The sequence below is a fragment of the Ruegeria sp. A4 genome (genome assembly GCF_056543025.1).
Genome location: NZ_JBQGAW010000003.1, coordinates 88,005 through 111,778, shown reverse-complemented (window position 1 = coordinate 111,778; position 23,774 = coordinate 88,005). Strand labels below are relative to the sequence as shown.

The 23,774-nt window shown below is 59.2% G+C and carries 23 protein-coding genes; 4 read left to right on the top strand and 19 right to left on the bottom strand.

Going from position 1 to position 23,774, the window contains the following annotated elements; all coding sequences use genetic code 11:
* Positions 1–105: 105 nt before the first annotated feature.
* The 8 genes from ACR0E2_RS11860 to ACR0E2_RS11825 form a co-directional block, all read right to left on the bottom strand.
* Entirely contained in the window at positions 106–1,323 is a 1,218-nt protein-coding gene (locus ACR0E2_RS11860; protein ID WP_171171637.1) for a phenylacetate--CoA ligase family protein, read from the bottom strand.
* Between the two features lie 19 nt (positions 1,324–1,342).
* A complete protein-coding gene (locus ACR0E2_RS11855; RefSeq protein WP_152459549.1) occupies positions 1,343–2,176 on the bottom strand; it encodes an ABC transporter ATP-binding protein in 834 nt (277 codons plus the stop codon).
* Positions 2,177–2,284: 108 nt separating this feature from the next.
* Positions 2,285–3,568, bottom strand: coding sequence for an ABC transporter substrate-binding protein (locus tag ACR0E2_RS11850; protein WP_480446538.1), 1,284 nt, complete (start codon positions 3,566–3,568; stop codon positions 2,285–2,287).
* A gap of 74 nt (positions 3,569–3,642) precedes the next feature.
* Positions 3,643–4,719: a branched-chain amino acid ABC transporter permease gene (locus ACR0E2_RS11845; RefSeq protein ID WP_152459551.1), complete on the bottom strand. Its 1,077-nt coding sequence runs from the start codon at positions 4,717–4,719 to the stop codon at positions 3,643–3,645.
* 3 nt (positions 4,720–4,722) lie between these two features.
* Positions 4,723–4,980 (bottom strand): hypothetical protein, encoded by a 258-nt coding sequence (locus tag ACR0E2_RS11840; RefSeq protein ID WP_171230095.1) that lies wholly within the window; start codon positions 4,978–4,980, stop codon positions 4,723–4,725.
* Between the two features lie 3 nt (positions 4,981–4,983).
* Positions 4,984–5,970, bottom strand: a complete 987-nt coding sequence (locus ACR0E2_RS11835; RefSeq protein WP_152459553.1) for a branched-chain amino acid ABC transporter permease — start codon at positions 5,968–5,970, stop codon at positions 4,984–4,986.
* A gap of 29 nt (positions 5,971–5,999) precedes the next feature.
* On the bottom strand, positions 6,000–6,818 hold the full coding sequence (locus tag ACR0E2_RS11830) for an ABC transporter ATP-binding protein (RefSeq protein WP_171116793.1): 819 nt from the start codon (positions 6,816–6,818) through the stop codon (positions 6,000–6,002).
* 78 nt (positions 6,819–6,896) lie between these two features.
* Positions 6,897–8,840: an AMP-binding protein gene (locus ACR0E2_RS11825; RefSeq protein WP_480446714.1), complete on the bottom strand. Its 1,944-nt coding sequence runs from the start codon at positions 8,838–8,840 to the stop codon at positions 6,897–6,899.
* 242 nt (positions 8,841–9,082) lie between these two features.
* Between ACR0E2_RS11825 and ACR0E2_RS11820 the strand changes: the two genes are divergently transcribed.
* Positions 9,083–9,583 carry a GFA family protein gene (locus ACR0E2_RS11820; RefSeq protein WP_480446537.1) on the top strand — a complete coding sequence of 167 codons (501 nt, stop codon included), beginning with the start codon at positions 9,083–9,085 and terminating at the stop codon, positions 9,581–9,583.
* Positions 9,584–9,607: 24 nt separating this feature from the next.
* Here the strand turns inward: ACR0E2_RS11820 and ACR0E2_RS11815 are convergent, their stop codons facing one another.
* Genes ACR0E2_RS11815 through ACR0E2_RS11805 form a run of 3 tightly spaced genes read right to left on the bottom strand, consistent with a single transcriptional unit; the run spans position 9,608 to position 12,084 of the window.
* Positions 9,608–10,006, bottom strand: coding sequence for a (deoxy)nucleoside triphosphate pyrophosphohydrolase (locus tag ACR0E2_RS11815; RefSeq protein ID WP_152459557.1), 399 nt, complete (start codon positions 10,004–10,006; stop codon positions 9,608–9,610).
* A complete protein-coding gene (gene argJ / locus ACR0E2_RS11810) occupies positions 10,003–11,229 on the bottom strand; it encodes a bifunctional glutamate N-acetyltransferase/amino-acid acetyltransferase ArgJ (protein WP_171640345.1) in 1,227 nt (408 codons plus the stop codon). Before argJ ends, ACR0E2_RS11815 begins: the two co-directional genes overlap by 4 nt.
* A 6-nt stretch (positions 11,230–11,235) precedes the next feature.
* Positions 11,236–12,084 (bottom strand): peptidylprolyl isomerase, encoded by an 849-nt coding sequence (locus tag ACR0E2_RS11805; protein ID WP_171640347.1) that lies wholly within the window; start codon positions 12,082–12,084, stop codon positions 11,236–11,238.
* A 176-nt stretch (positions 12,085–12,260) separates the two neighbouring features.
* On the opposite strand from ACR0E2_RS11805, the gene secA reads away from it, so the two are divergent.
* The 3 genes from secA to ACR0E2_RS11790 all read left to right on the top strand — a co-directional run bounded on the left by secA (position 12,261) and on the right by ACR0E2_RS11790 (position 17,576).
* A complete protein-coding gene (gene secA / locus ACR0E2_RS11800; protein ID WP_480446536.1) occupies positions 12,261–14,978 on the top strand; it encodes a preprotein translocase subunit SecA in 2,718 nt (905 codons plus the stop codon).
* A 99-nt stretch (positions 14,979–15,077) separates the two neighbouring features.
* Positions 15,078–15,995, top strand: a complete 918-nt coding sequence (locus tag ACR0E2_RS11795; protein ID WP_480446535.1) for a hypothetical protein — start codon at positions 15,078–15,080, stop codon at positions 15,993–15,995.
* 24 nt (positions 15,996–16,019) lie between these two features.
* Complete coding sequence (locus ACR0E2_RS11790) at positions 16,020–17,576, top strand: phosphate ABC transporter substrate-binding/OmpA family protein (protein ID WP_480446534.1); 1,557 nt, start codon at positions 16,020–16,022, stop codon at positions 17,574–17,576.
* Between the two features lie 3 nt (positions 17,577–17,579).
* On the opposite strand, the gene radC is transcribed toward ACR0E2_RS11790, so the two are convergent.
* Genes radC through ACR0E2_RS11750 form a run of 8 tightly spaced genes read right to left on the bottom strand, consistent with a single transcriptional unit; the run spans position 17,580 to position 23,773 of the window.
* Positions 17,580–18,335 (bottom strand): RadC family protein, encoded by a 756-nt coding sequence (radC, locus tag ACR0E2_RS11785; RefSeq protein WP_152459563.1) that lies wholly within the window; start codon positions 18,333–18,335, stop codon positions 17,580–17,582.
* Positions 18,336–18,370: 35 nt separating this feature from the next.
* Positions 18,371–19,105 (bottom strand): ABC transporter permease, encoded by a 735-nt coding sequence (locus ACR0E2_RS11780; protein WP_152459564.1) that lies wholly within the window; start codon positions 19,103–19,105, stop codon positions 18,371–18,373.
* On the bottom strand, positions 19,102–19,830 hold the full coding sequence (locus ACR0E2_RS11775; RefSeq protein ID WP_480446533.1) for an ABC transporter ATP-binding protein: 729 nt from the start codon (positions 19,828–19,830) through the stop codon (positions 19,102–19,104). Before ACR0E2_RS11775 ends, ACR0E2_RS11780 begins: the two co-directional genes overlap by 4 nt.
* Positions 19,827–20,501 (bottom strand): thiaminase II, encoded by a 675-nt coding sequence (tenA, locus tag ACR0E2_RS11770; protein WP_480446532.1) that lies wholly within the window; start codon positions 20,499–20,501, stop codon positions 19,827–19,829. Before tenA ends, ACR0E2_RS11775 begins: the two co-directional genes overlap by 4 nt.
* Positions 20,498–21,433: an ABC transporter substrate-binding protein gene (locus tag ACR0E2_RS11765; RefSeq protein WP_480446531.1), complete on the bottom strand. Its 936-nt coding sequence runs from the start codon at positions 21,431–21,433 to the stop codon at positions 20,498–20,500. Before ACR0E2_RS11765 ends, tenA begins: the two co-directional genes overlap by 4 nt.
* A 20-nt stretch (positions 21,434–21,453) precedes the next feature.
* Positions 21,454–22,419 carry a HesA/MoeB/ThiF family protein gene (locus ACR0E2_RS11760; protein ID WP_480446530.1) on the bottom strand — a complete coding sequence of 322 codons (966 nt, stop codon included), beginning with the start codon at positions 22,417–22,419 and terminating at the stop codon, positions 21,454–21,456.
* Positions 22,416–23,012 (bottom strand): thiamine phosphate synthase, encoded by a 597-nt coding sequence (locus ACR0E2_RS11755; protein ID WP_480446529.1) that lies wholly within the window; start codon positions 23,010–23,012, stop codon positions 22,416–22,418. Before ACR0E2_RS11755 ends, ACR0E2_RS11760 begins: the two co-directional genes overlap by 4 nt.
* A complete protein-coding gene (locus ACR0E2_RS11750; protein ID WP_480446528.1) occupies positions 23,009–23,773 on the bottom strand; it encodes a thiazole synthase in 765 nt (254 codons plus the stop codon). Before ACR0E2_RS11750 ends, ACR0E2_RS11755 begins: the two co-directional genes overlap by 4 nt.
* Position 23,774 lies beyond the last annotated feature (1 nt).

Sequence of the window (23,774 nt, the reverse complement as noted above, 5' to 3'; positions counted from 1 at the left end):
GGCAAAGGCGAAGGGTTCACCTTTAATCGACCAAAAAGCTCGGAAACACCAGTGCATCGGTCAACAAATCTGCGGCACAAACTGCCGCAGACCTGAAAAACATCGCTATTCGTAGACGCGCTGATCCTCGATCACCACCCCGTCCTTGGGAAGGGATCCGGGGGCCACGACTTCGATCGCACCTTTCAGTTTCAGCACTTCGGCCACTGACTTGGCGTATGCCGGGTCGTCACCACGTGGGCTTTCGATCCGGACCGTCATCGTGTCCATCTCACCCTGGCGGGCTGCGATGACGCGGGCCTTGACAATTTCCTCATGCTTGTCGACCAGGGCCGCAACCTGTTCCGGGCGTACGAACATTCCCTTGATCTTAGTGGTCTGATCGGCGCGACCCATCCAGCCTTTGATCCGGGTGTTGGTCCGGCCACAGGGCGAGACACCCGGCATGACGGCAGAAAGATCCCCGGTCGCAAAGCGGATCAGCGGGTAATCCGGGTTGAGAGAGGTCACGACAACCTCGCCCACCTCGCCCGGCTCGACCGGCGTTCCGGTTCCGGGCGTCACGATTTCGACGATCACGTGTTCGTCGATGATCATCCCTTCCATCGCGGCACTTTCATAGGCGATGTTACCCAGATCCGCCGTCGCATAGCATTGCAGGCACGAAATACCGCGATCCGCATATTCCTGACGCAGGGACGGGAACAGCGCGCCACCACCAACAGCGGCCTTGGAGAAATTCAGCGAAACGCCCATCTCGTCGGCCTTGTCCAGGATGACCTTTAGATAATCAGGAGTGCCCGCATAGGCGGTGCAGCCAACGTCACGCGCGGCTGTCACCTGCAGTTCGGTCTGCCCGGTTCCCGCCGGCAAAACGGCAGCACCAACTGCGCGGGCACCGTTTTCAAAGATCATGCCAGCCGGCGTCAGGTGATAGCCAAAGCAGTTCTGAACAATATCGCCAGCTGCAACACCAGCGGCATGCAGGAACCGGCCCATACGCCACCAGTCGTGATCGGTGCTGCCCGGTTCATAGATCGGCCCGGGGGACTGGAACACGTGATGAAAGTGGCGCGCAGGCTTCACGGTGAAACCACCAAAAGGGGGCCGCTCCGCCTGCGCGCGGATCAGGTCCGACTTGCGCAGCACCGGCAGCATCGGCAGATCATCTGCCGAAATCACTTTGTTAGTGTCTGAATCAGAAAAATGTGCAGCAAACCCGGGTGCCGATGCAGCACGCTTGATCTGCTCTACCAGGGCTGCGGCCTGATCCGAAGCGCGTTCGTCCGCCGAGCGTGTTTCGAGTGCGTCGAAATAGGTCATCGCGATATCCTCCATCCGCTCACAGCCACCTCTTGCGGCGACGATAGGACCGCACATCGCGAAAACTCTTGCGGCCTTCGTCAGACATGCCGAGGTAGAATTCTTTGACATCCGGATTCTCGCGCAGTTCTGCGGCCGGGCCATCCATCACAACGCGCCCGGATTCCAGAATGTATCCGTAATGCGCGAACCGAAGGGCGACATTTGTGTTCTGCTCGGCCAACAGGAACGATACGCCCTCTTTCTCGTTGAGATCTTTCACGATGCCGAAAATTTCTTCGACCAACTGCGGCGCCAGTCCCATCGAAGGTTCGTCCAGCAGGATTGTCTCGGGGCGCGACATCAGTGCCCGGCCCATGGCTACCATCTGCTGTTCACCACCCGACGTATAACCTGCCTGCGAGCGGCGGCGCTCTTTCAGGCGGGGAAAGTAATTGTAGACCAGTTCCAGATCCTGCTGGATCGCTGCACTGCCGTCCTTGCGGGTATACGCGCCCGTCAGCAGGTTTTCTTCAACCGTCAGGTGTTCGAAACAGTGACGGCCTTCCATCACCTGAATCACACCTTTTTCCACCAATACGGCGGGGTCGCTTTCGTGTACGTTCTGGCCACGATATTTGATCGTGCCTTTCGTGACCTCGCCACGTTCTGAATGCAGCAGGTTAGACACTGCCTTGAGCGTGGTCGTCTTGCCCGCGCCATTGCCCCCCAGCAGGGCCGTAATACCGCCCTTGGGCACAGTCAGGCTTACGCCCTTCAGCACGAGGATCACGTGGTTGTAGATCACCTCGATATTGTTGACCTCAAGCAGGGTTTCCGCCTGCACGTCAGTGGTTTGTGCCGCATCAAGCATCAGCGCGTGTCCTCATGCCTGTCCCCTTCGGGACTGTTCGTGAGGAGCGGCGGCAAACCGCCGCTCCGGTTGTCTGCACCGCCCCGGGATTCCGAGGCGATCAGTTTGTCATTCACACCGCGGAGAGATGTTGTTTTCAGCCGCATAAGCGCCCGAGTCTTCTTCGATCAGCGCACTGATTACCTCGACATCGGTCGGTTTGAAATCCTGAACCGGGTTCCAGGTTCCTGCTGCCGCATCCCACTGAACGACGCCCACAAGGCCGGGGCCACCATGGTTTTCACAGCTTACCGTGAATTCGGGTCCAAAACCTGCCATGCCCAGACCTTCCATCTTGGCATTGGTGATCTCCAGCGCTTCCATTCCGTCACGCATCATCGATGCGTCGATATCGGCGGTTCCGTGCATCTCCTGCGCGGTCTTCACGGCTTCGGCTGCCAGCATCGCGGCATAGAGACCGCGGTTGTACTGAACCGTTCCCAGCTGATCACCTGCGCCGGCGGCTTTGCCCGCATCCACAACGTATTTCTTCAGATCGTCGTAGACCGGATAGTCCATACCCAGGCCGGTGAAGGTCAACGCTTTGTAGCCATTGGCTTTTTCACCTGCCGGCTCAACGTCGAATTCCGCGCCCGACCACCAGACGCCGATGAAATTTTCCATCGGGAAGCGGATGTTGGCGGCTTCCTGAACCGCAACCTGGTTCATGACGCCCCAGCCCCACATGATGACATAGTCAGGCTTTTCACGGCGGATCTGCAACCACTGCGACTTTTGCTCCTGACCGGGATGGTCAACGGGCAGCAGGGTCAGTTCATAGCCATGCTTTTCGGACAGGGTTTCAAGTGTGCGGATCGGTTCTTTGCCGTAGGCAGAGTTGTGATAGACCAGCGCAATCTTCTTGCCGCTCAGATCTCCGCCATTTTCATCCAGCAGATAGTTGATCGCGCCGGATGCACCGTTCCAATAGTTGGCCGGATAGTTGAACACATGGCTGAACACCTTGCCGTTGGCGGCCGAGGTCCGGCCATAGCCCATCGTGTGCAGCGGGATGCCGTCTGCCGTTACTTTCGGGATCAGCTGATAGGTGATGCCGGTCGACAGAGGCTGATAGACCAGGGCGCCTTCACCCTTGGTCGATTCATAGCATTCCACACCTTTTTCGGTGTTATAGCCGGTTTCGCACTCGATAACCTTGGCCGGAACGCCACCGATACCGCCATCGCGTTCGTTCAGCAGGGTGAAATAGTCCGCATAGCCATCCGCGAACGGAATGCCGCCCGCTGCGTATGGGCCAGTCCGGTAGCTGAGCGACGGGAACACCAGGTCGGCCATGACCGGACCTGCGGCCATCACGGCGCCCAGCGCCAGGGTTGCCAGTTTCTTGTTCATCGGGTGTGTCCTCCCTTGATTGATCCGATGTTGAGTTTCGGGCTTCGCACCCGTCTTTTCCTTGGGCCTGCCCCTTAGTGCGGGAACGGCCAGAGTCTGAGTTTCTCTTTCGCCACGCGCCACAGCTGTGCCAGCCCGTGAGGTTCGAGGATCAGGAACATGATGATCAGCGCACCCACGATCACCAGGTTAAGATGCGCGACGATGTCAGTGGGCCAGCCCAGCAAATCAACGCCAACAAGTTTCAGAACCACCGGCAGTAAAACCAGGAAAGCGGCCCCGGCAAAGGATCCGAAAATAGACCCTAATCCGCCGATAATGACCATGAACAAAACCAGGAACGATTTCTGGATTCCGAACACCTCGCCGACCTCGACCGCGCCCAGATAGACCGCGAAAAACAGCGCGCCCGCGATGCCCACGAAGAACGAGCTTACGGCAAACGCGGTCAGTTTCGCCTTGAGCGGGTTCACCCCGATGATCTCGGCGGCGATGTCCATGTCGCGGATCGCCATCCATGTCCGCCCTGTCGTACCGCGTGTCAGGTTGCGCGCAACGATGGCGCAGGCGGTCAGGAAAATCAGACAGAACAGATAGGTGGCCCAGGCCGATGCATTCGGACCGGTGATGATGATGCCGAACACATCGCGTTCCGGCGCGTTGATCTGCCCCGAAGCCGAGTAGTTGTAGAACCACGGCACCCGGTTGAACAGCCAGACCAGAAAGAACTGCGCCGCCAGCGTCGCCACCGCAAGATAAAACCCCTTGATCCGCAAGGATGGCAAGCCGAACAGCACGCCCACGATGGCAGTGATGCCACCGGCCAGGATCACGTGGATGAACATCGACACGTCTGGAAAGGCGGTCATCAGCTTGTAGCAGGCATAGGCCCCAACGGCCATGAACCCCCCGGTACCCAGGCTGACCTGCCCGCAATACCCCACAAGAATGTTCAGCCCAATGGCCGCGATCGCATAGATCAGGAAGGGCAGCAGAAGTGCATTGGCCCAATAGTCGTTGATGATGAACGGAATGATCCCGAAGGCCACCGCCAGCACCACATAGTACCGATACCGATCGAACTTGATCGGGAAAGTCTGGCTGTCATCCACGTAGGAGGTTTTGAAATCTCCGGCCTCACGATAGAACATGTCTTACTTTCCCCATTGTTCCTGCGCCCGATTCCGGGCTGCGGCGTCCAATTGATTGGACCCTTTGGCATATCCGCTCGCCTCTGAGGCGCGCACCAGCTTCAAGTAGGCCAGAACCCCCATGATCAGCCCTGCAAAGGCCAGGATCGCTGCAATCGTCAGTTGGCCTTCGGTCAGATCGTCTGATGTGAGAGCGATGTAGCCAAAGGCCCAGAACCCCGCCCATGCGATCACGTTGATGATGGCGATCAGCTTGGTCATGCCCTACACCCTCTCGATGATCTTTTCTCCGAACAGGCCCTGCGGCCTGAACACAAGGAAGATCAGCGCCAGCACATAGGCAAACCAGTTCTCGGTTGCGCCACCGACCATCGGTCCGATTGCGAATTCGAACAGCTTTTCACCCACGCCGATGATCAGACCGCCGACAATGGCACCGGGGATCGAGGTGAACCCGCCCAGCATCAGCACCGGCAGCGCCTTGAGTGCGATCAGCGACAGTGAAAACTGGACCCCCGATTTGGTGCCCCACATGATGCCCGCGACCAGAGCAACGAACCCGGCCACCGACCAGACCATGACCCAGATGAAGTTCAGCGATATGCCCACCGACAGCGCCGCCTGATGGTCATCCGCCACCGCGCGCATGGCCCGGCCCTGCTTGGTGTACTGGCTGAACGCCACCAATGCGGCCACCAACAGCGCCGCAATGATCGTTGCCACGATGTCCAGATTGTCGATGAAGAAGCCGTAGTCGAAGATGTTATAAGTGGTCTCGTCAATCCACAGATTGATGCCCTGCGGCAGACCCACATCCAGCGTCTTGATTTCAGACCCCCACATCAGGTCGGCCACGCCTTCAAGGAAATACGCCAGACCAATGGTCGCCATAAACAGAATGATCGGTTCCTGCCCCACCAGATGGCGCATGACAAATCGCTGCACGGCCCAGGCCAGCAACACCATCACACCCATCGTCAGAATGATCGCGAACAGCGCGGGCACATTCCACCCGAAATAATGGATATGGGTGCCGAAAGTCGCGTTGATCAGATGGGCAAACGGCACCTGCCCATTCATGATCCCGACCAGAGTCATCGCCGCGAACAGGGCCATAACCCCTTGGGCATAGTTAAAAATACCGGACGCCTTGTAGATCAGCACAAAGCCCAGCGCGACCAGCGCATAAAGCACCCCGGCCATCAGACCGTTGAGGATGACCTCCATTGCGAAGATAAGTTGTTCAGGCATGCCAGCCCCTCCCCAATTCTGCCCAGAGCTTAATCATGGCTGACCCCCAGATAGGCGTCGATGACTTCCTGGTTGTTGCGCACCTCATCGGGTGTGCCGTCGCCGATCTTCTTGCCGTAATCCATCACGACCACCCGGTCGCTCAGATCCATCACCACGCCCATATCGTGCTCGATCAGAGCAATCGTGGTGCCGAACTCATCATTCACGTCCAGGATAAAGCGGCTCATGTCCTCTTTCTCTTCGACATTCATCCCGGCCATGGGTTCATCCAGCAGCAGCAGCTTGGGCTCCGCCGCCAGCGCTCGCGCCAGTTCGACACGTTTCTTCAACCCGTATGGCAGACGTGACACGGGCGTCTTGCGGATGTGCTGGATTTCAAGAAAGTCGATGATCTTCTCGACCGCCTCGCGGTTTTGCACCTCTTCCGCTTCGGCCTTGCCGCGCCAGATCGCCTGCTGGAGGATGTTGGTCTTCATGAAGTTCAGACGACCCGTCATCACGTTGTCCAGAACGCTCATACCCTCGAACAGGGCGATGTTCTGGAACGTCCGCGCGATTCCCTGCTGGGCGACTTCAAAAGGCCGCATCGGCGGGCGTCTGGACCCATGGAACCAGACCTCGCCTTCCTGCGGAACATAGAAGCCCGAGATCACGTTCAGCATCGAGGATTTCCCGGCGCCGTTCGGCCCGATGATGGCGCGGATCTCGCCTTCGCGGATATCGAACGAGATATCCTTGATCGCCACCACACCGCCAAAACGCAGGGTGATGTTCTTCATTTCCATCACCACGCCGCCGATCTTGCGACCGTCTTCGGTGACATATCCTTCGGAATTATCTAGCATCGGTCACTCCCTGACTTGCGCGAAAACGGGACGGCGGGCGGGGCGATGACCGCAGGTCGAGCGGCGCGCGTGCGGCCCTCATTCTGCGGCAACCTTGTGTTGGGCGACGGGAACAACCGGCGCATCGACAATTTCCAGCGTCGCCGAAATCGATCCCTTGCGACCATCCTCATAGGTCACCTCGGTCGTGGTCGAAACCGCCTTGGACCCGTCATAAAGCGCGGCAATGATGTCGCTGAACTTGTCCTCGACAAACCCGCGCCGCACCTTGCGGGTCCGCGTCATCTCACCATCATCTGCATCCAGTTCCTTGTGCAGAACCACAAAGCGGTGCACCTGACAGCCCGACAGCATCTCGTCAGCGGCGACCGACTTGTTCACCTCTTCCACATGGGCCTTGATCGTCTCCAGCACGCGCGGATGTCCCGCCAGTTCCTGGTACGAGGCGTAGGCAACGTTGTTGCGTTCGGCCCAGTTCCCGACCGCGGTCAGATCGATATTGATGAAGGCCACGCAGCGATCCTTGCCATTGCCGAACAGCACCGCCTCCAGAATATCGGGATAGAACTTCAGCTTGTTCTCGACATATTTCGGAGCAAACATCGACCCGTCGGCCATCTTGCCCACGTCCTTGGCGCGGTCGATGATTCGCAGATGACCCGAGCTTTCCTCGATGAACCCCGCGTCGCCCGTGGCCACCCAGCCTTCGGGGTCCTTGGTCGATGCGGTCGAGTCCGGGTTCTTGAAATATTCGACGAACACGCCGGGCGAGCGGTAGTGGATTTCGCCTTTGTCGTCGATCCTGATCTCGACATCGGGGGCCGGGACGCCAACGGTGTCGGCGCGCACCTCGCCGTCGGGCTGGACGGTGATGAACACGGTCGCCTCGGTCTGGCCGTACAACTGTTTCAGGTTGATGCCTAAAGAGCGATAGAAATCAAAGATCTCCGGCCCGATCGCCTCACCCGCCGTATAGCCCACCCGAAAGCGCCCATATCCCAGCGTGTCTTTGAGCGGCCCGTAAACCAACAGATTGCCCAACGCATATTTCAACCTGTCACCCAAGCTCACCGGCTTGCCATCCAGCAACCGGCCGCCGACCTTCTTGGCATGCGCCATGAAGTAGTGGAACATGCGCTGCTTGAGCTTACTGGCATCCTCCATTCGGATCATCACATTGGTCAGCTGGGTCTCGAAGACCCGCGGCGGCGCGAAGAAATAGGTCGGCCCGATCTCGCGCAGGTCAGTCATCATCGTGTCGGCGCTTTCAGGGCAGTTCACGCAGAAGCCGCACCAGTAGGCCTGACCGATGGAAAAGATGAAATCCCCCACCCAGGCCATCGGCAGATAGGACAGGATGTCTTCGTTGCGGGTCAGGTGGTCGAATTCGGCCGAGTTCTTTGCACTTTCGATCACGTTGCGGTTTGACAGCACCACGCCCTTGGGCTTGCCTGTGGTGCCCGAAGTATAAAGCATCACGCAGGTGTCATCATAGGTGATGTCGCCGATGCGCCTGTCCAGTTCGGCGTCGAAACGCGCATGACCGGCGCTGCCCTCGGCCTTGATGTCGTCAAGGGCATTCATCTGGCTGTGGTCGTATTTCCGCATACCGCGCTTGTCGGTATAGAGGATGTGTTTGACCTGATGCAGGTTTTCCTGAATCTCGATGACCTTGTCGACCTGCTCCTGATCGCCGCAGACGACATATTTCGCTCCGCAATGCTCCAGCACATAGGCCATCTCTTCGGCAACCGCGTCTTGATAGAGAGGGACCGGAATGGCACCGACCATCTGCGCCGCAACCATTGACCAGTAATGTGCCGGACGGTTGCGCCCGATTACGGCGATGTGGTCACCCTTTTCAACGCCAAGTTCAAGAAATCCAAGCGCCAGCGCGCGGATCTCGGCGGCCGTTTCCGCCCAGGTCCAGCATTGCCAGATCCCGAATTCCTTTTCGCGGTAAGCCGGGGCATCCCCGAACTGCGTCGCATTGCGATGTAGCAGCGCCGGAAGGGAGTGCATCCCTTCGGCGCCCGACTGCGTCTGAGCCAATTCTTTCTCTCCTCCCCATCCGGCCCCGGGTCGGGCCGGAACGGCGTCGCCGGGTCAGACCGGAACGCTGCTGCCCCGATTAAGGACAAGGAGGACGATCAGCGTCAACTTTTTCGTGATGTTTTCTCAATTCTTACGAATTGTAACAATGGGGGGGGTGATCGTCTGATCCTGTTTCAAGCCACATATTCCAGTCGTGTTTTGTACTTTAAATGTCCGCTTTCAAACAGTCTTGGGCCAATGGGCGTGCCAATACAAATTGGCAAATGAACAAGGAGCTTGACATGACAACGCGAGGCAATTGCCTGTGCAAAAATACGAAATGGGAGTTTGTCGGGGATGTGACATGGGCGTGCTATTGCCATTGCGATGATTGCCGTCGAAACTGTGCCGCACCCATAGTTGCATGGCTGGGTGTTCCACTTCGGAACTTCAAATGGACTGCCCAAGCACCCAAAACACTGGAAAACTCAAAAGGTGTATTTCGGCATTTCTGCCGCGATTGTGGTTCTCCAGTTGGTTTTGAAGCAGACCATTACCCTGGCGGGATGCATTTATATGCCGCTTCAATGGAACACCCAGAGGACTTTGTTCCGACCTTCCACGTCAACTACCAAAGCAAACTTCCATGGCTGCGTATCGAAGACGATCTGAAGAAGTACGAGGGCACACTCCTTCACGCCCCAAAGGATTTGAGCGCTTATGACGAATAGGCCGATTCAGGGTCTAAGTAACCCCTAAAGCCAATCCCGCAAAATCGGAATCAGCGGCACATCGGCGGCCGGCATCGGGTAGTTCCGCAGATCATTCGCCCGAACCCATTTCAGCGCCTGACCCTCTTTCGACTGCGGGATGCCGTCCCATTTGCGGCAGGCAAACAGGGGCATCAGCAGGTGGAAATCATCATAGCTGTGGCTGGCAAAGGTCAGCGGTGCAAGGCACGAGGCCCAGGTATCAATGCCCAGTTCCTCGTGCAACTCGCGGATCAGGGCGGCCTCGGGGGTTTCGCCCGGCTCGATCTTGCCGCCGGGGAATTCCCAGAGCCCCGCCATGGATTTGCCTTCTGGGCGTTGGGCCAGCAGCACGCGGCCCTCGATGTCGATCAGGGCGACAGCAGAGACTAACACGGTTCTCACGAGCGATAATCCGCGTTGATCTCGATATAGCCGTGGGTCAGATCACAGGTCCAGACGGTGGATTTCCCCTCGCCCAGCCCCAGATCGACCGCAATCACGAGGTCCTGACCTTTCATATAGGCGGCGGCGTCTTCCTCGCGATAATCCGGGCTGACCCAGCCGTTCTCGGCCACAAGAATATCACCGAATGAAATGCTGAGCTTGTCGCGATCGGCCGCCGCGCCCGACTTGCCGATGGCCATGACGATGCGGCCCCAGTTCGGGTCCTCACCGGCAATGGCGGTTTTCACCAGAGGGGAGTTGGCGATGGCCAGACCGTGGGTCTTGGCGTCAGCGTCCGAGGCGGCTCCGGTCACGCGGATTTCCACGAATTTGGTGGCGCCTTCCCCGTCACGCACCACTTGTTGCGCAAGGTCCAGCATCACCGTTTCCAAAGCCCGTGCAAAAGCAGCATCGCCGGTGGCATCAACACCCGAAGATCCGGTCGCACACAGCAGCAGACTGTCCGAGGTCGAGGTGTCGCTGTCCACAGTGATGCAGTTGAAGGTGCGATCTGTCTGCGCGCTCAGCATTTCCTGCAACGCCGATTGCTCAACCCGTGCGTCGGTGAAGATATAGACCAGCATCGTCGCCATGTCTGGCGCGATCATCCCGGAACCCTTCGCAATCCCTGCAATAGAGACTGTTTTGCCACCGATTTCGACCTGTGCGCTCGCCCCTTTGGGAAACGTGTCCGTCGTCATGATCGCCCGCGCGGCGTCTTCGATGGCATGGCGGCTGAGGCCGGATTTCAACGCGTCAAGCTGCGAGATGATGCGATCATGCGGCAGCGGTTCACCGATGACACCGGTGGACGAGGTAAAGACCCGTTCGACCGGGACACCGGTCGATTTGGAAACGGCCTGCGTCACCTCGGCAACCGATGTCTGGCCGTAATGGCCGGTGAACGCGTTGGCGTTGCCCGAGTTCACAAGGATCGCCGCAGGTCCCTCGCTGGGGCCGCCGATTTTCTCCTGACAATCCAGAACCGGTGCCGCCCGGGTGGCCGAGCGGGTGAAGACACCCGCCACCGACGTGCCCGGATCAAGAACAGCCAGCATGACATCCGTACGACCCTGATAGCGCACACCCGCTTCGACGGTGGCAAAACGCACACCGTCAATCGCAGGCAGTTCAGGGAAAGACGCCGGCGCCAGCGGCGATACCTTCGTGATCGTGGCCACTGGTCTTTACTCCTGAATCAGGTCCAGCTGGCGCATGATCTCGGGGCCTGCGCCTTCCAGCGCGGGGCGTTCGATCTGTGCCTGCTGCGTTAACTCGTCGATCCGCGCCTGGATGGCCTCTTGCTGGATCGTTTGCGCCAGCTCATCGCGCACCGCGTCCAGTTCGGGGGCTTCGGTTTTGCGCTTGTCGTTCAGCTTGACCAGATGCCAGCCAAATTGGGTTTGCACCGGATCCGACACCTGCCCTTTTTCCAGCGCGATCACTGCTGCTTCGAATTCGGGTACCATCTGGCCTTTTCCGAACCATCCCAGCGCGCCACCATTCGGGCCGGACGGACCGGTCGAGTTTTCGCGGGCAAGTTCCGCAAAGTCGGCGCCATCATCAAGCTGTGCCTTGAGCGCTTTGGCTTCTTCTTCCGATTCCACCAGAATATGGCTGGCGTCGAATTCGTCTTCACCCGCAAAATCATTGAAACGCGCATCGTAAGCGGCCTGAATGGCTTCCTCCGTGACGACATCGTTGGTCAGGGCCGCGACCGTCTGAACCGCCTGAAGCGACCGCTTTTCATTGTCGAGTGTCAGCGCGTTTTGCTTGTTCAGGCCATCCTGTTGCTGTCCCAGCAATTGCTGCTGGATCAGCTGTTCCAGAACGAAATCGAACAGCACGTCGTCTTCCGCCTGCTGATATTGCGGTGGCAGAGAAGCGACGGTGGCGATCACGTGACCCAAAGTGATCTCATCCCCGTTTACCCGAGCGACCACGGTCGACGCATCCGGCTGGGTTTCGGCGGCCAGCGGCAGGGCCATCACGGCGGCCAGGGCCAGCGATGGCAGAAAAGTGAGACCTTTGGGCATTGAATCATCCTATTTTCTTGCCGCGACAGGGCGCGGCGTTGACACTCTGGAACCTGCCGCTTACATCGCTTTGAAGCCTTGGACAGGGCCGCCTTTCACCCCCCGTATCTATGGGTTGCGCGCAAGGTGGGCAAGCCTGTCGCAACCACGAAAAGAACAGATCCTCTGGAGTGAACATGCTGGGACTCGGAACGCTCGCCAAAAAGGTGTTCGGAACACCGAACGACCGCAAGATCAAGGCGACCCGCCCTCTGGTCGAAAAGATCAATGCGCTGGAGCCAGAGTTTGAAAAACTTTCAGATCAAGGTCTGATCGACAAGACCGAAGACCTGCGCAAGCGGGCACTGGATGGCGAAAGCCTGGACGACCTGCTGCCCGAGGCCTTTGCCAACGTACGCGAGGGCGCCAAGCGCGCACTTGGCCTGCGGGCCTTTGACGTGCAGCTGATGGGCGGCATTTTCCTGCATCAGGGCAACATCTCGGAAATGAAGACGGGCGAAGGCAAGACTCTGGTCGCCACCTTCCCGGCCTATTTGAACGCGCTGACCGGCAAGGGCGTGCATGTCGTCACGGTGAACGAATATCTGGCCAAACGTGACGCGGAATGGATGGGCAAGGTTTTTGCGGCCGTGGGCATGACCACCGGCGTGATCTGGTCCGGCCAGCCCGATGCGGAAAAACTGGCCGCGTATTCCTGTGACATCACGTATGCCACCAACAATGAGCTGGGCTTTGACTATCTGCGCGACAACATGAAGGCGGATCTGGAGCAGGTTTACCAGAAACATCACAACTTTGCGATTGTGGACGAGGTCGACTCGATCCTGATCGATGAAGCGCGGACGCCGCTGATCATCTCGGGTCCCGCGCAGGACCGGTCGGATCTGTACACCGCCATTGATGCCCTGATTCCGACGCTGAGCGATGATCATTACACCCTGGACGAAAAATCGCGCAATGTGACCTTCACCGATGAAGGCAACGAATTTCTCGAGGCACAGCTGCTTCAGGCCGGCCTGATTCCCGAAGGCCATTCCCTGTATGACCCGGAAAGCACCACCGTCGTGCATCACGTCAACCAGGCGCTGCGTGCACACAAGCTGTTCCAGCGCGACAAGGATTACATCGTGCGCGACGGCAATGTCGTTCTGATCGATGAATTCACCGGCCGCATGATGCCGGGCCGTCGCCTGTCCGAAGGTCTGCATCAGGCCATCGAAGCCAAGGAAAAGGTTCAGATCCAGCCGGAAAACGTCACATTGGCCAGCGTGACATTCCAGAACTATTTCCGCCTGTACGACAAGCTGAGCGGCATGACCGGCACCGCGTTGACCGAAGCTGAAGAATTTGCCGAGATCTACGGTCTGGGCGTGGTCGAAGTTCCGACCAACCTGCCGATTGCCCGTATCGACGAAGATGATCAGGTTTATCGTACGGCCGCCGAAAAATACAATGCGATGATCGCCGAGACGAAAAAGGCGCAGGAAAAGGGCCAGCCGGTTCTGCTGGGGACCACGTCGATCGAAAAATCCGAACTGCTCAGCCAGATGCTGACGAAGGAAGGTATCAAGCACAACGTTCTGAACGCTCGCCAGCACGAACAAGAGGCGCAGATCGTTGCTGATGCCGGTCGTCTGGGTGCGGTAACCATCGCCACCAACATGGCCGGTCGTGGCACCGACATTCAGCTTGGCGGCAATGTCGAGATGAAGGTGCTGAAAGCGATTGCCGAGAATCCAGACGCGGATCCGTCCGAGCTGCGGGCCGCCGAAGAAGCACGCCACGCCGAAGAAAAAGAAAAGGTTCTGGCTGCTGGCGGCCTTTACGTCATGGCCTCGGAACGCCACGAAAGCCGCCGGATCGACAACCAGCTGCGCGGTCGTTCCGGCCGTCAGGGCGACCCGGGCCGAACGGTATTTTACCTGAGCCTCGAGGATGACCTGATGCGCATCTTCGGCTCGGAACGGCTGGACAAGGTATTGACCACGCTGGGCATGAAAGAAGGCGAGGCGATCATTCACCCTTGGGTGAACAAGTCGCTGGAACGCGCGCAGTCCAAGGTCGAAGGCCGCAACTTTGACATGCGCAAGAACGTTCTGAAGTTCGACGACGTGATGAACGACCAGCGGAAGGTGATTTTTAGCCAGCGCCGCGAAATCATGTCTGCGAACGACCTGTCCGAGATCGTCTCGGATATGCGCGAACAGGTGATTGACGACCTGATTGACGAATACATGCCGCCGAAATCCTATGCTGATCAGTGGGATACTGAGGGTCTGCACGAGGCGATAAAGGACAAGCTGAACATGGACGTCCCGGTTCAGGACTGGGCCGCCGAAGAAGGCGTGGATGACGAGCAGGTGCGCGAACGTCTGATCAAGGCCGCGGATGAGATGATGGCCCAGAAGGCCGTCGCCTTTGGCCCTGAAAACATGCGCAACATCGAAAAACAGGTTCTGCTTCAGACCATCGACAGCAAATGGCGCGAGCATCTGCTGACCCTGGAACATCTGCGCTCGGTCGTTGGGTTCCGCGGTTATGCCCAGCGCGATCCTCTGAACGAATACAAGACCGAAAGCTTTCAGCTGTTCGAAAGCATGCTGGATTCCCTGCGCGAGACCGTGACTCAGCAATTGTCACGCGTACGTCCGCTGACCGAAGAAGAACAGAAAGAAATGCTGGCGCAGATGGCCGGGCAGCAGGCTCAGGCGCAGGAGGCCGTGGACAAGGCCGCGAAACAGGCCGAAGTTAAGGCCGAGGCTGCGGCTTCGGGTGATGCGCTTCCGGGGTTCGACGAAAGCGACCCATCGACCTGGGGCAACCCGTCGCGAAATGATCCGTGCCCGTGTGGCTCGGGCAAGAAGTTCAAACACTGCCATGGCCGACTGACCTAACGTCACCCGTCGAATCCACAATGTGTTCGTCTCGCGGCCACAAATTGGCCGCGATTCGTGGCGAATGTGCGATTTGCTCCTTCAACTGGGGAGGGTGTCTTGTTTGTAGTTCGAAACTACGTGACCATGTGCGGCACGGTCGCTTGTGCTTTGGGCATAGGCTATCTGATGCAAAACGGACCAACCGCGCAGCCGGCGAACGCGGGGGATAGTGTTGATGTTGCCTCGGCATCTCAGCAATCTTCGGTTTTGTCGGGGTTGGATGCTATCGTACTGACTTCGGCTCCGGCGTCTGACGCAGATTCCGGGGCGGCAGCGCCCGAACCTCGCGCAGTTCCGTCAGCCCCGAAAACGACGGATTGCAACATCAGCGCGCGCGCCGTCGCCGTCCCCGGCGCCATGGCACAGCTGTCGCTGCGGGCACCCTGCCACCGAAACGAACGCGTTGAAATTCATCACAGCGGCCTGACGGTCAGCCAGAACACTGACGATTCCGGTGCCTTGGACATGACCATCCCGGCACTGTCGGAATACGCGATTTTCCTGATTTCGTTCGAAGATGAAACGGGTACGGTCGCCACCACTCACGTGACCGACATTGCCGAATATGACCGCGTCGTCCTGCAATGGCAGGGTGGAACCGAGTTGCAGATTCACGCGCTGGAATTCGGGGCAAGCTATGGCAGCAGCGGCCACGTGTGGGATGATTCCTCGGCAAATGGCGCAGGAGAGGTTCTGCGCCTGGGCCAGACGGGTCTGGGTCGTGCCAAGAATATCGAAGTATATTCCTTTCCGACGGGCGCGTCGGATCGGTCCGGCAGCATCGACCTGACGGTCGAAGCCGAAGTGACCGAATCCAACTGCGGGCAAACGCTGAATGTGCAGGCGCTGGAACTTCTGTCAGATAGCCGCCTGCGGTCGCGCGACATGTCCCTGACCCTGCCGGATTGTTCACAGGCCGGTGAGTTTCTGGTGTTGAATAATCTGCTCTCAGACCTGACAATTGCGGCAAAGTAATCCGCAGGCAGGCTCGACTCTCTTATGACTTTCTTTCGTGCGGCTGTGACCGCGCTGTTAACCGTTGCAGGTGCGACCTGTGCAGTGGCGCAGGACATCACGCTGACGTCTCATGACGGCAAGGTCGAAGTAACAGGCAACCTGCTGGGCTTTGACGGCGAATTCTACCGCGTCGATACGCAGTTCGGTGAGTTGACCGTTGATGGCTCGGGCGTCACCTGCGACGGACCTGCATGCCCCAGCCTGACGGATTTCGTAGCCGAGTTGCGGTTTTCCGGATCGTCTGTCATGGCCGAAACGGTCCTGCCCGCCCTGATCATCGGGTTTGCGCGGCAGGAAGGCTTGACCGCAACGCCTGCCCGCGTCGATACGGACACCTTCGTCTATGAGCTTTTTCAGTCAGGCCGTGACGCCCCGTTGGCGCGGTTCTATTTTGACGTCGGGACCACGGATCGCGGCTTCGTCAAGCTGATCGAGGATCAGACAGATATCGTGATGGCCCTGCGCGAAGTACGCGAGGCCGAGCGGGATGCAGCCGATGCCGCGGGGCTGGGTGATTTGAAACGGGCCCGGCGATCCAGGGTTGTTGCATTGGACGCCATGGTCCCGGTGGTGGCACCCGATAGTATGATGCGTCAGATTTCGCTGGCCGATTTGGCGCGCATTCTGTCAGGTGAAGTGAAGAACTGGGTGGACCTGGGCGGGCCGGATGCTCCGATCGCATTGCATGTGCCGGATCCGGGATCGGGGCTGGCGCAGGCTGTCGAGGATCAGGTATTGAAGACCGCTGGTGTGGAACTGACCGATACCGCAATCCGTCATATTCGAACGAGCGATCTGACCAAGGCCGTCGCCAAGGACCCGTTTTCCATCGGAATCGCCAGCAAAGCGACAGCTGGCGATGCCCGAGCCCTGCCATTGACCGGAGGGTGTGGGCATCCGCTGGCCGCCTCCCGTCAATCGATCAAGACCGAAGATTATCCGCTGAACCTGCCGATGTTCCTGTATCTGCCCGAACGCCGCCTGCCGCGGATCGCACGGCAGTTTCTGACCTTTAGCCTAAGCCCCGAAGCCCAGATGGCCATTCGTGACGCAGGTTACGTGGATCAATCGCCCGAAACCTTGCCGGTTGGCGTACAGGGCGACCGGCTTGCCAACGCCATCGCCACCGGAGGGCCCGAGGTTGGGCTGGACGAGCTTCAGCGCATGATCGAAACCCTGCGCCCGCTGTCGCGCCTGTCCCTGTCGGTTCGGTTCGAGCCCGGATCATCCCGCCCGGATGCGCAGTCACGTTCCAATATTCAGCAACTGGCACATATGCTTGACGCCGGCACATTGAAGGCGCGCAAGCTGGTGTTCGCCGGTTTCAGCGACGGGGATGGCGGGGCCGCTGCCAACGCCCGCATTGCCCTGCGACGTGCACAGACTGTACGAAACGCGGTTCTGGCCGCGGCCGAGACATCGATATCAGACAGTATCGAGGTGGTCGCGGAAGGGTTTGGCGAAGCAATGCCGATGGCCTGTGACGACACCGAATGGGGCCGCAAGGTCAACCGCCGGGTTGAAATCTGGGTGCAGTGAAGCTCACAGATACCCTTCGGACCGAAAGCTCAACTCGGTCGATTTTCCAATGATCAGGTGGTCGTGCAGGGTCAGGCCCAGGGCCGAACAGGCATCCTGAATACGGTTGGTCATGTCGATATCCGACTGCGAAGGCGTCGGATCGCCCGACGGGTGGTTGTGCACCAGAATCAGGGCCGAGGCGTTCAGTTCCAGCGCTCGTTTGGCGACCTCGCGCGGGTAAACCGGCACGTGATCCACGGTGCCTTTGGCCTGTTCCTCATCCGCGATCATTACGTTCTTGCGATCCAGATAGAACACGCGAAACTGTTCGATCTCACGATGCGCCATGGTGGTGTGGCAATAATCCAGCAGCGCATCCCAGCCCGAGATCACATGCCGCTGCATCACCCGGGCGCGGGCCATCCTGTGGGCGCAGGCCTCAAGAATTTTCAGGTCGGTAACCACGGTATCGCCAACGCCCTTGATCTGGCGCAGCCGTTCCTCGGGCGCGGTCAGGACACGATTGAAATCACCAAAAGTATCCATCAGCGCCCGCGCCAGTGGCTTCACATCCTGCCGGGGAATGGACCGGAACAGGACCAGTTCAAGCAGTTCATAATCCGGCATCGCCGCCGATCCGCCGGTCATGAACCGTTCGCGCAGCCGCTTGCGGTGGTCTTTTATGTAGGAGGGTAGCCGACCAGAGGGCAGCGGCTGCGCCGGGGCTTCGTCCGTATCAAACAGCATCGGGGCTTCGGCAAAGGCGTCCTGTGTCATGAGCGCACCCTGACTCAGAATCGGTTTCTGATTGGTTAACGCACCTCACCCGCCATGCGTGCCGTGGCCCGGCGGACAATCATGTGCAGAAGGATCGAGAATACGCCCAGGGTCAGCATCGCGGCAAACATGAGATCGGTCTTGGCACGTCCATTGGCCAGCAGCATCAGATAACCCAGCCCCTGCGACGAGCCGACCCATTCGCCGATCACCGCTCCGATCGGGGCATAGACCGCCGCCAGCCGCATCCCCGACGCCAGCGACGGCAGAGCGGCCGGAATACGGATATGCCACAATACGGCGCGCTTGCTGGCCTGCATCGTTCGGGCCAGATCCAGATACCCCGACGGGGTGCGCATGAGCCCGTCAAAAAAGGATGAGGTGATCGGGAAATAGATGATCAACACCGCCATGGCGACCTTGGACCACAGCCCATAGCCCAGCCAAAGCGTCAGCAACGGCGCCAATGCGAATACCGGCAGAGCCTGCGTGAACACGAGCATCGGCTGCACCAGCACCCGCGCCGCCCGCGAATTCGCCAGTTGCAGCGCAGTAACGACACCCAGCAGCGTTCCGCATGCCAGACCGATCACCACTTCGATCGCGGTGATCCAGGTATGCTCGGCGATCACCCAGCGGTTCTGCCACCAAGTCTCGGCCACGACGGCGGGTCCGGGCAGGATGAACTTCGGCAATCCGGTCAGGGTCACGATGCCCTGCCAGATCAGCAAGGCAAACAAAGTTGCGGCCAATGCAGAAAAATACTTCATGCCGCGCCCTCGCGGAGAAGACGCAGCAAGGCACCCTGGGTTTCCAATGTCTCCAGATCATCCACGCGGCGCGGGGCCGGGGCCCGGGGCGGTTCGCACCGCGTCAATCCGTGTTCCGTCATCACCACGATGGATTGCCCCAGACGCGCGGCCTCTGCGGGATCATGGGTCACAAGAAGGACGGTTCGACCGTGCAATGCTTCGGCGGCCAGATCCTGCATGTCAGCGCGTGTGCGGGCATCAAGGGCCGAAAAGGGCTCGTCCAGCAAAACAACGGGGCGATCTTCCATAAGTGTCCGGGCCAAGGCGACACGCTGACGTTGCCCGCCGGACAACGCGTTGGGCTTCTTGTTCATGTGATCCTGCAACCGCATACGCTTGATCAGGCGGTCGCGTCGATCAAGATCAACGGTTTCACCGCGCAGACGCGCACCCAGCGAGACATTCTGCGCGACGGTTGCCCAAGGCAAAAGAAGATCATCCTGCGCCATGTATGCGACACGCTCAGCCACAGGCAAGCCATCACTGGCCGTGATCCGCCCAGCGAAGACAGCCCCGGTCTCGAGCCCCGCAATCAGCCTCAGAACCGTGGTTTTTCCCACGCCCGAACCGCCCAGCAGGCATGTCCACGCCCCGGCCCCAAGGGTCAGGGACAACGGCGCAAACAGGGTCGCGCCGTCGATCGTGGCAGTGCCGTTGATGGTCAGTTCGGGCGCAGGTGTCATGGCGTCAAACCCATCTGCCAGAAGTCGACTTCAAGCTCTGTCGCTTTGCGGAAGGTCTGGCACAGTCGATCCCAGCGTGGCGACCCCTGAAAATCAGCCCCGATACGTCTTGTTAGAGCCTGATCCAGCAACTCACCAACCGCCACACATGCGCCTTGGTAATCTTCGCCGGCATAAGTGTCGATCCAGCCGCGATATGTCTCGGACGTTGCCTCGGCGGACAGGCGCGTACCGATCTCACCATACCCCATGACGCAAGGAACCAGCGCCGCCAGCAGGTCCAGAAAATCGCCGCTGTAGCCTGCTTCCAGGACAAACCGGGTATAGGCCAGATTCTCGTGCCTCTCTGGCGTGGCAAACAACTCTGCCTGCGAGATACCTTCTGCCGCGCAGATACCGATATGCAGTTTCATCTCTTCGCTGATCAAACCGTTCACGGTTCGCGATGCGGCAAGCATTTCTTCATGCGTTTCCGATTTCACCACGGCCAGCGCCCAGGCACGTGAGAAGTGGATCAGAAACACATAATCCTGCCGCAGATAGTGCAGAAACGCCTCGCGTGGCAGCGTTCCGTCTTTCATGCCCTCTACGAAGGCGTGGCGGGTATAATCCCGCCACGGCTCCGCCGCAGCATCGCGCATCAGCGCAAAGGCTTTGCCATAATTGCTCATTGCGCGGTCACGTCGATGGTGATGTCACTAACTGGAAGGACGCTGTCGATCATCCCGCTTTCGTTCAGGAAGGTTTCGAACCGGGCATAACGACCGGCATCAAAACCTGCCGGACGCAGCGCAAAGCGCGGCAGTGTATCGACCCAGGCGCGGGCATTCAGCTCGTCCTGAAGTTCGGGCGAGGTCGCCGCGAAGATTTCCCAGCTTTTTTCCGGGTTGTTGACGATATATTGGGTCGCTTTTTCAGTCGCGGCGAGGAACCGGGCGATCTTGTCCTTGTCCATCGTTTCCGGATTGGCGACATAGATCAGTTCATCATAAGACGGAACGCCCTCTTCTTCGATATAGAAGCAGGTGCCGGGACGGCCTTCGATATCCATCTGGTTCAGTTCGAAGTTGCGATAAGCGCCAATCACCGCATCCACCTGACCGGTCATCAGCGACGGTGAAAGGGAAAAGTTGACATTGATCAGCTCAACATCGCCCAGCGCAACATCGTATTTGCCCAGAACGGTGCCAAGGATGGCTTCTTCGACCCCTGCGACCGAGAAGCCGATTTTTTTACCCTTGAGGTCCGCAGGCGACTTGATCGGCCCGTCTTCCAGCACCAGAAGACAGTTCAGTGGCGTCGCAACCAATGTGCCGACGCGCTTCAGTGGCAGGCCCTCGTGAATCTGCAAGTGCAATTGCGGCTGGTAAGACACCGCCAGATCGGCTTGGCCGGCAGCCACCAAACGGGGCGGGGCGGACGGGTCGGCGGGCGGGACGATCTCGACCTCAAGCCCTTGTTCGGCAAAATAGCCGTTTTCCTTCGCCACGATGATGGGACCATGGTCAGGGTTGATGAACCAGTCCAGCAGGACGGTCATTTTGTCTTCGGCCCATGCCGGCGCAGCGGCCAGAAGGGCGATGGCTGTCATCAGCTTTTTCATGTCTCGCGTTTCCCTTTTCTTCACGAGGTTGAGGCCGCGACGAGGACAATTTCGCCCGGCCAATCTGGTTGAATCTGTTCGGCGGCACGCCATGCCCGCAAACCGGTGGCACAGCAAAGAGCCAGCCTTTTTCCTTTGTTAGGATCTATTCTGCGCAAATTATCCGGTGAAATGCGCGTCGCGTTCGAATGGATGGGAACAGGGGCTTCCTGCGAACTGCGCAGCTCGATGATCTGATCCGTGTCTTTCAGCTGGCTTGCGGACAGAAAGCGAAAGCAGTTGCCGGGCTCGGGTGCGTCATCAAAGCGAAACCCGGTGCTGCGCAGGGTTCTTGCATCGTATTGAACCAACTGCCCAAGGGGCGAGGGATCAAGTCCAAGGATCAAGCTGAGCGCCATCTGCGCCTGCATCGCCCCGATCACGCCAACCACGGGGCCCAAAACCCCCGCAGTGGCACAGCTGGCGCCACTGTCCGGTGCATCGGGAAACACAGCGCGCAGCGACGGGCCCCCGCCGCAGAACCCGCCCACATAACCCGAAAGCCCCAGCACCGAGGCGCTGATCAAAGGCTTGCCCTGCGCCAGACACGTGTCCGACAGGATGTAGCTGGCTGCGTAGCTGTCGGCACAATCCAGAATGATATCGGCTTGCGACACCGAGCCAGGCGTATTTTCGCTGGTCAGAGCCTGATTCAGACCGATGACATCAGTTTCACCATTCAGCGCGCGGCAGCGCGCCTCGGCGGTTTCCGCCTTGGAGTGCCCGCAATCGGCCTCGGAGAAAAACGTTTGACGGTGCAGGTTGGACAGATCGACGGTATCACCGTCCATGACCGTAATCCGCCCCACCCCGGCCCCTGTCAAAAGTGGCAGAACCGGTGCAGCCAGACCGCCCGCACCGACGACCAGAACACGAGCCGCCGACAGGCGTGCCTGCCCCTGCGCCCCGACTTCGGGCAAAAGCGTCTGGCGGGCATATCGGCTCATCGTGTGACCTCGATCCACGCGCGTACCCGTGCTTCGGGGTCGGGGTTCAGTGTGATATCCGTGACCGCCGAGACGATGTCCGCCCCGGCCTTCAGTACACCGGCCGCGCGCTCGACACTCATGCCGCCAATACCGACCAAGGGAATATCACCAACCCGCGCCTTCCATTCCGTTACGCGGGGCAGGCCCTGCTGATGCCATTTCATCTTTTTCAGAATGGTGGGGTAGACCGGGCCCAATGCCACATAATCGGGATCCATGGCCAGCACACGCTCAAGCTCATCATCGTCATGGGTGGAAACGCCCAGTTTCAGACCCGCTCTTCGGATGGCTTTCAGGTCGGCATCGTCCAGATCTTCCTGCCCCAGATGGATCCAGTCGCAGCCCAGATCGATCGCGTGTTGCCAATAGTCATTGATCACCAGAACCGCCGCGTGATCGCAGCACAATTCGCGTGAGACGGCAATCTGGTCGCGCACCGCATCGTCTGGCTGATCCTTGATGCGCAGCTGCACCAGCTTGACACCCAGAGGCAACATCCGCCGCAGCCAGTCCGAGTGATCAAAGATCGGATAGAAACGGTCCAGCGTCATGACAGGAAGGCCTTTCCAACAACAGGGGTAGAGGGTTCCGCCATGTCGCGCGGCTCGATCGGGTCGGCCTGATGGGCCAATTGCCCGGCAAGGGTTGCCTGCGCCATCGCCTTGGCCATCAGAACCTGATCTCCGGCACGGGCCACAGCGGTGTTGAGCAGAACCGCGTCAAAGCCCAGCTCCATCGCGCGGGCCGCGTGGCTTGGCAAGCCGATACCGGCGTCCACCACCAGGGGAATGTCAGGAAATTCGGCCCGCATCGCACGCAGAGCGTATTCGTTGTTCAGCCCTCGTCCTGACCCGATCGGTGCGCCCCAGGGCATGAGCACCTCGCATCCCGCTTCCAACAGGCGTTCGCCCACGATCAGGTCATCGGTGGTGTAGGGAAACACCTCGAACCCGTCCTCGGTCAGAATGCGGGCGGCTTCGACCAGTTGGAAAACGTCCGGTTGCAGACTGTCCGTATGTCCGATGAGTTCCAGCTTGATCCATCGGGTCTCGAACACTTCGCGTGCCATATGGGCGGTCGTCACGGCCTCTTTCACCGTATGGCAACCGGCCGTATTGGGCAGGATCAGAACTCCCAATTCGCGGATCATGTTCCAAAAGGTCTGGCCTGCACCCGCTTCGCGCCGCAAGGATACAGTGGCAACGCCTGCACCGCTTTCGCGAAACGCCTGTTCCAGAATGGCCGGACTTGGATATTGCGCCGTGCCCAGCATCAGCGGGTTGGGCAGTTCAGTGCCGTAAAACGTCTTCATC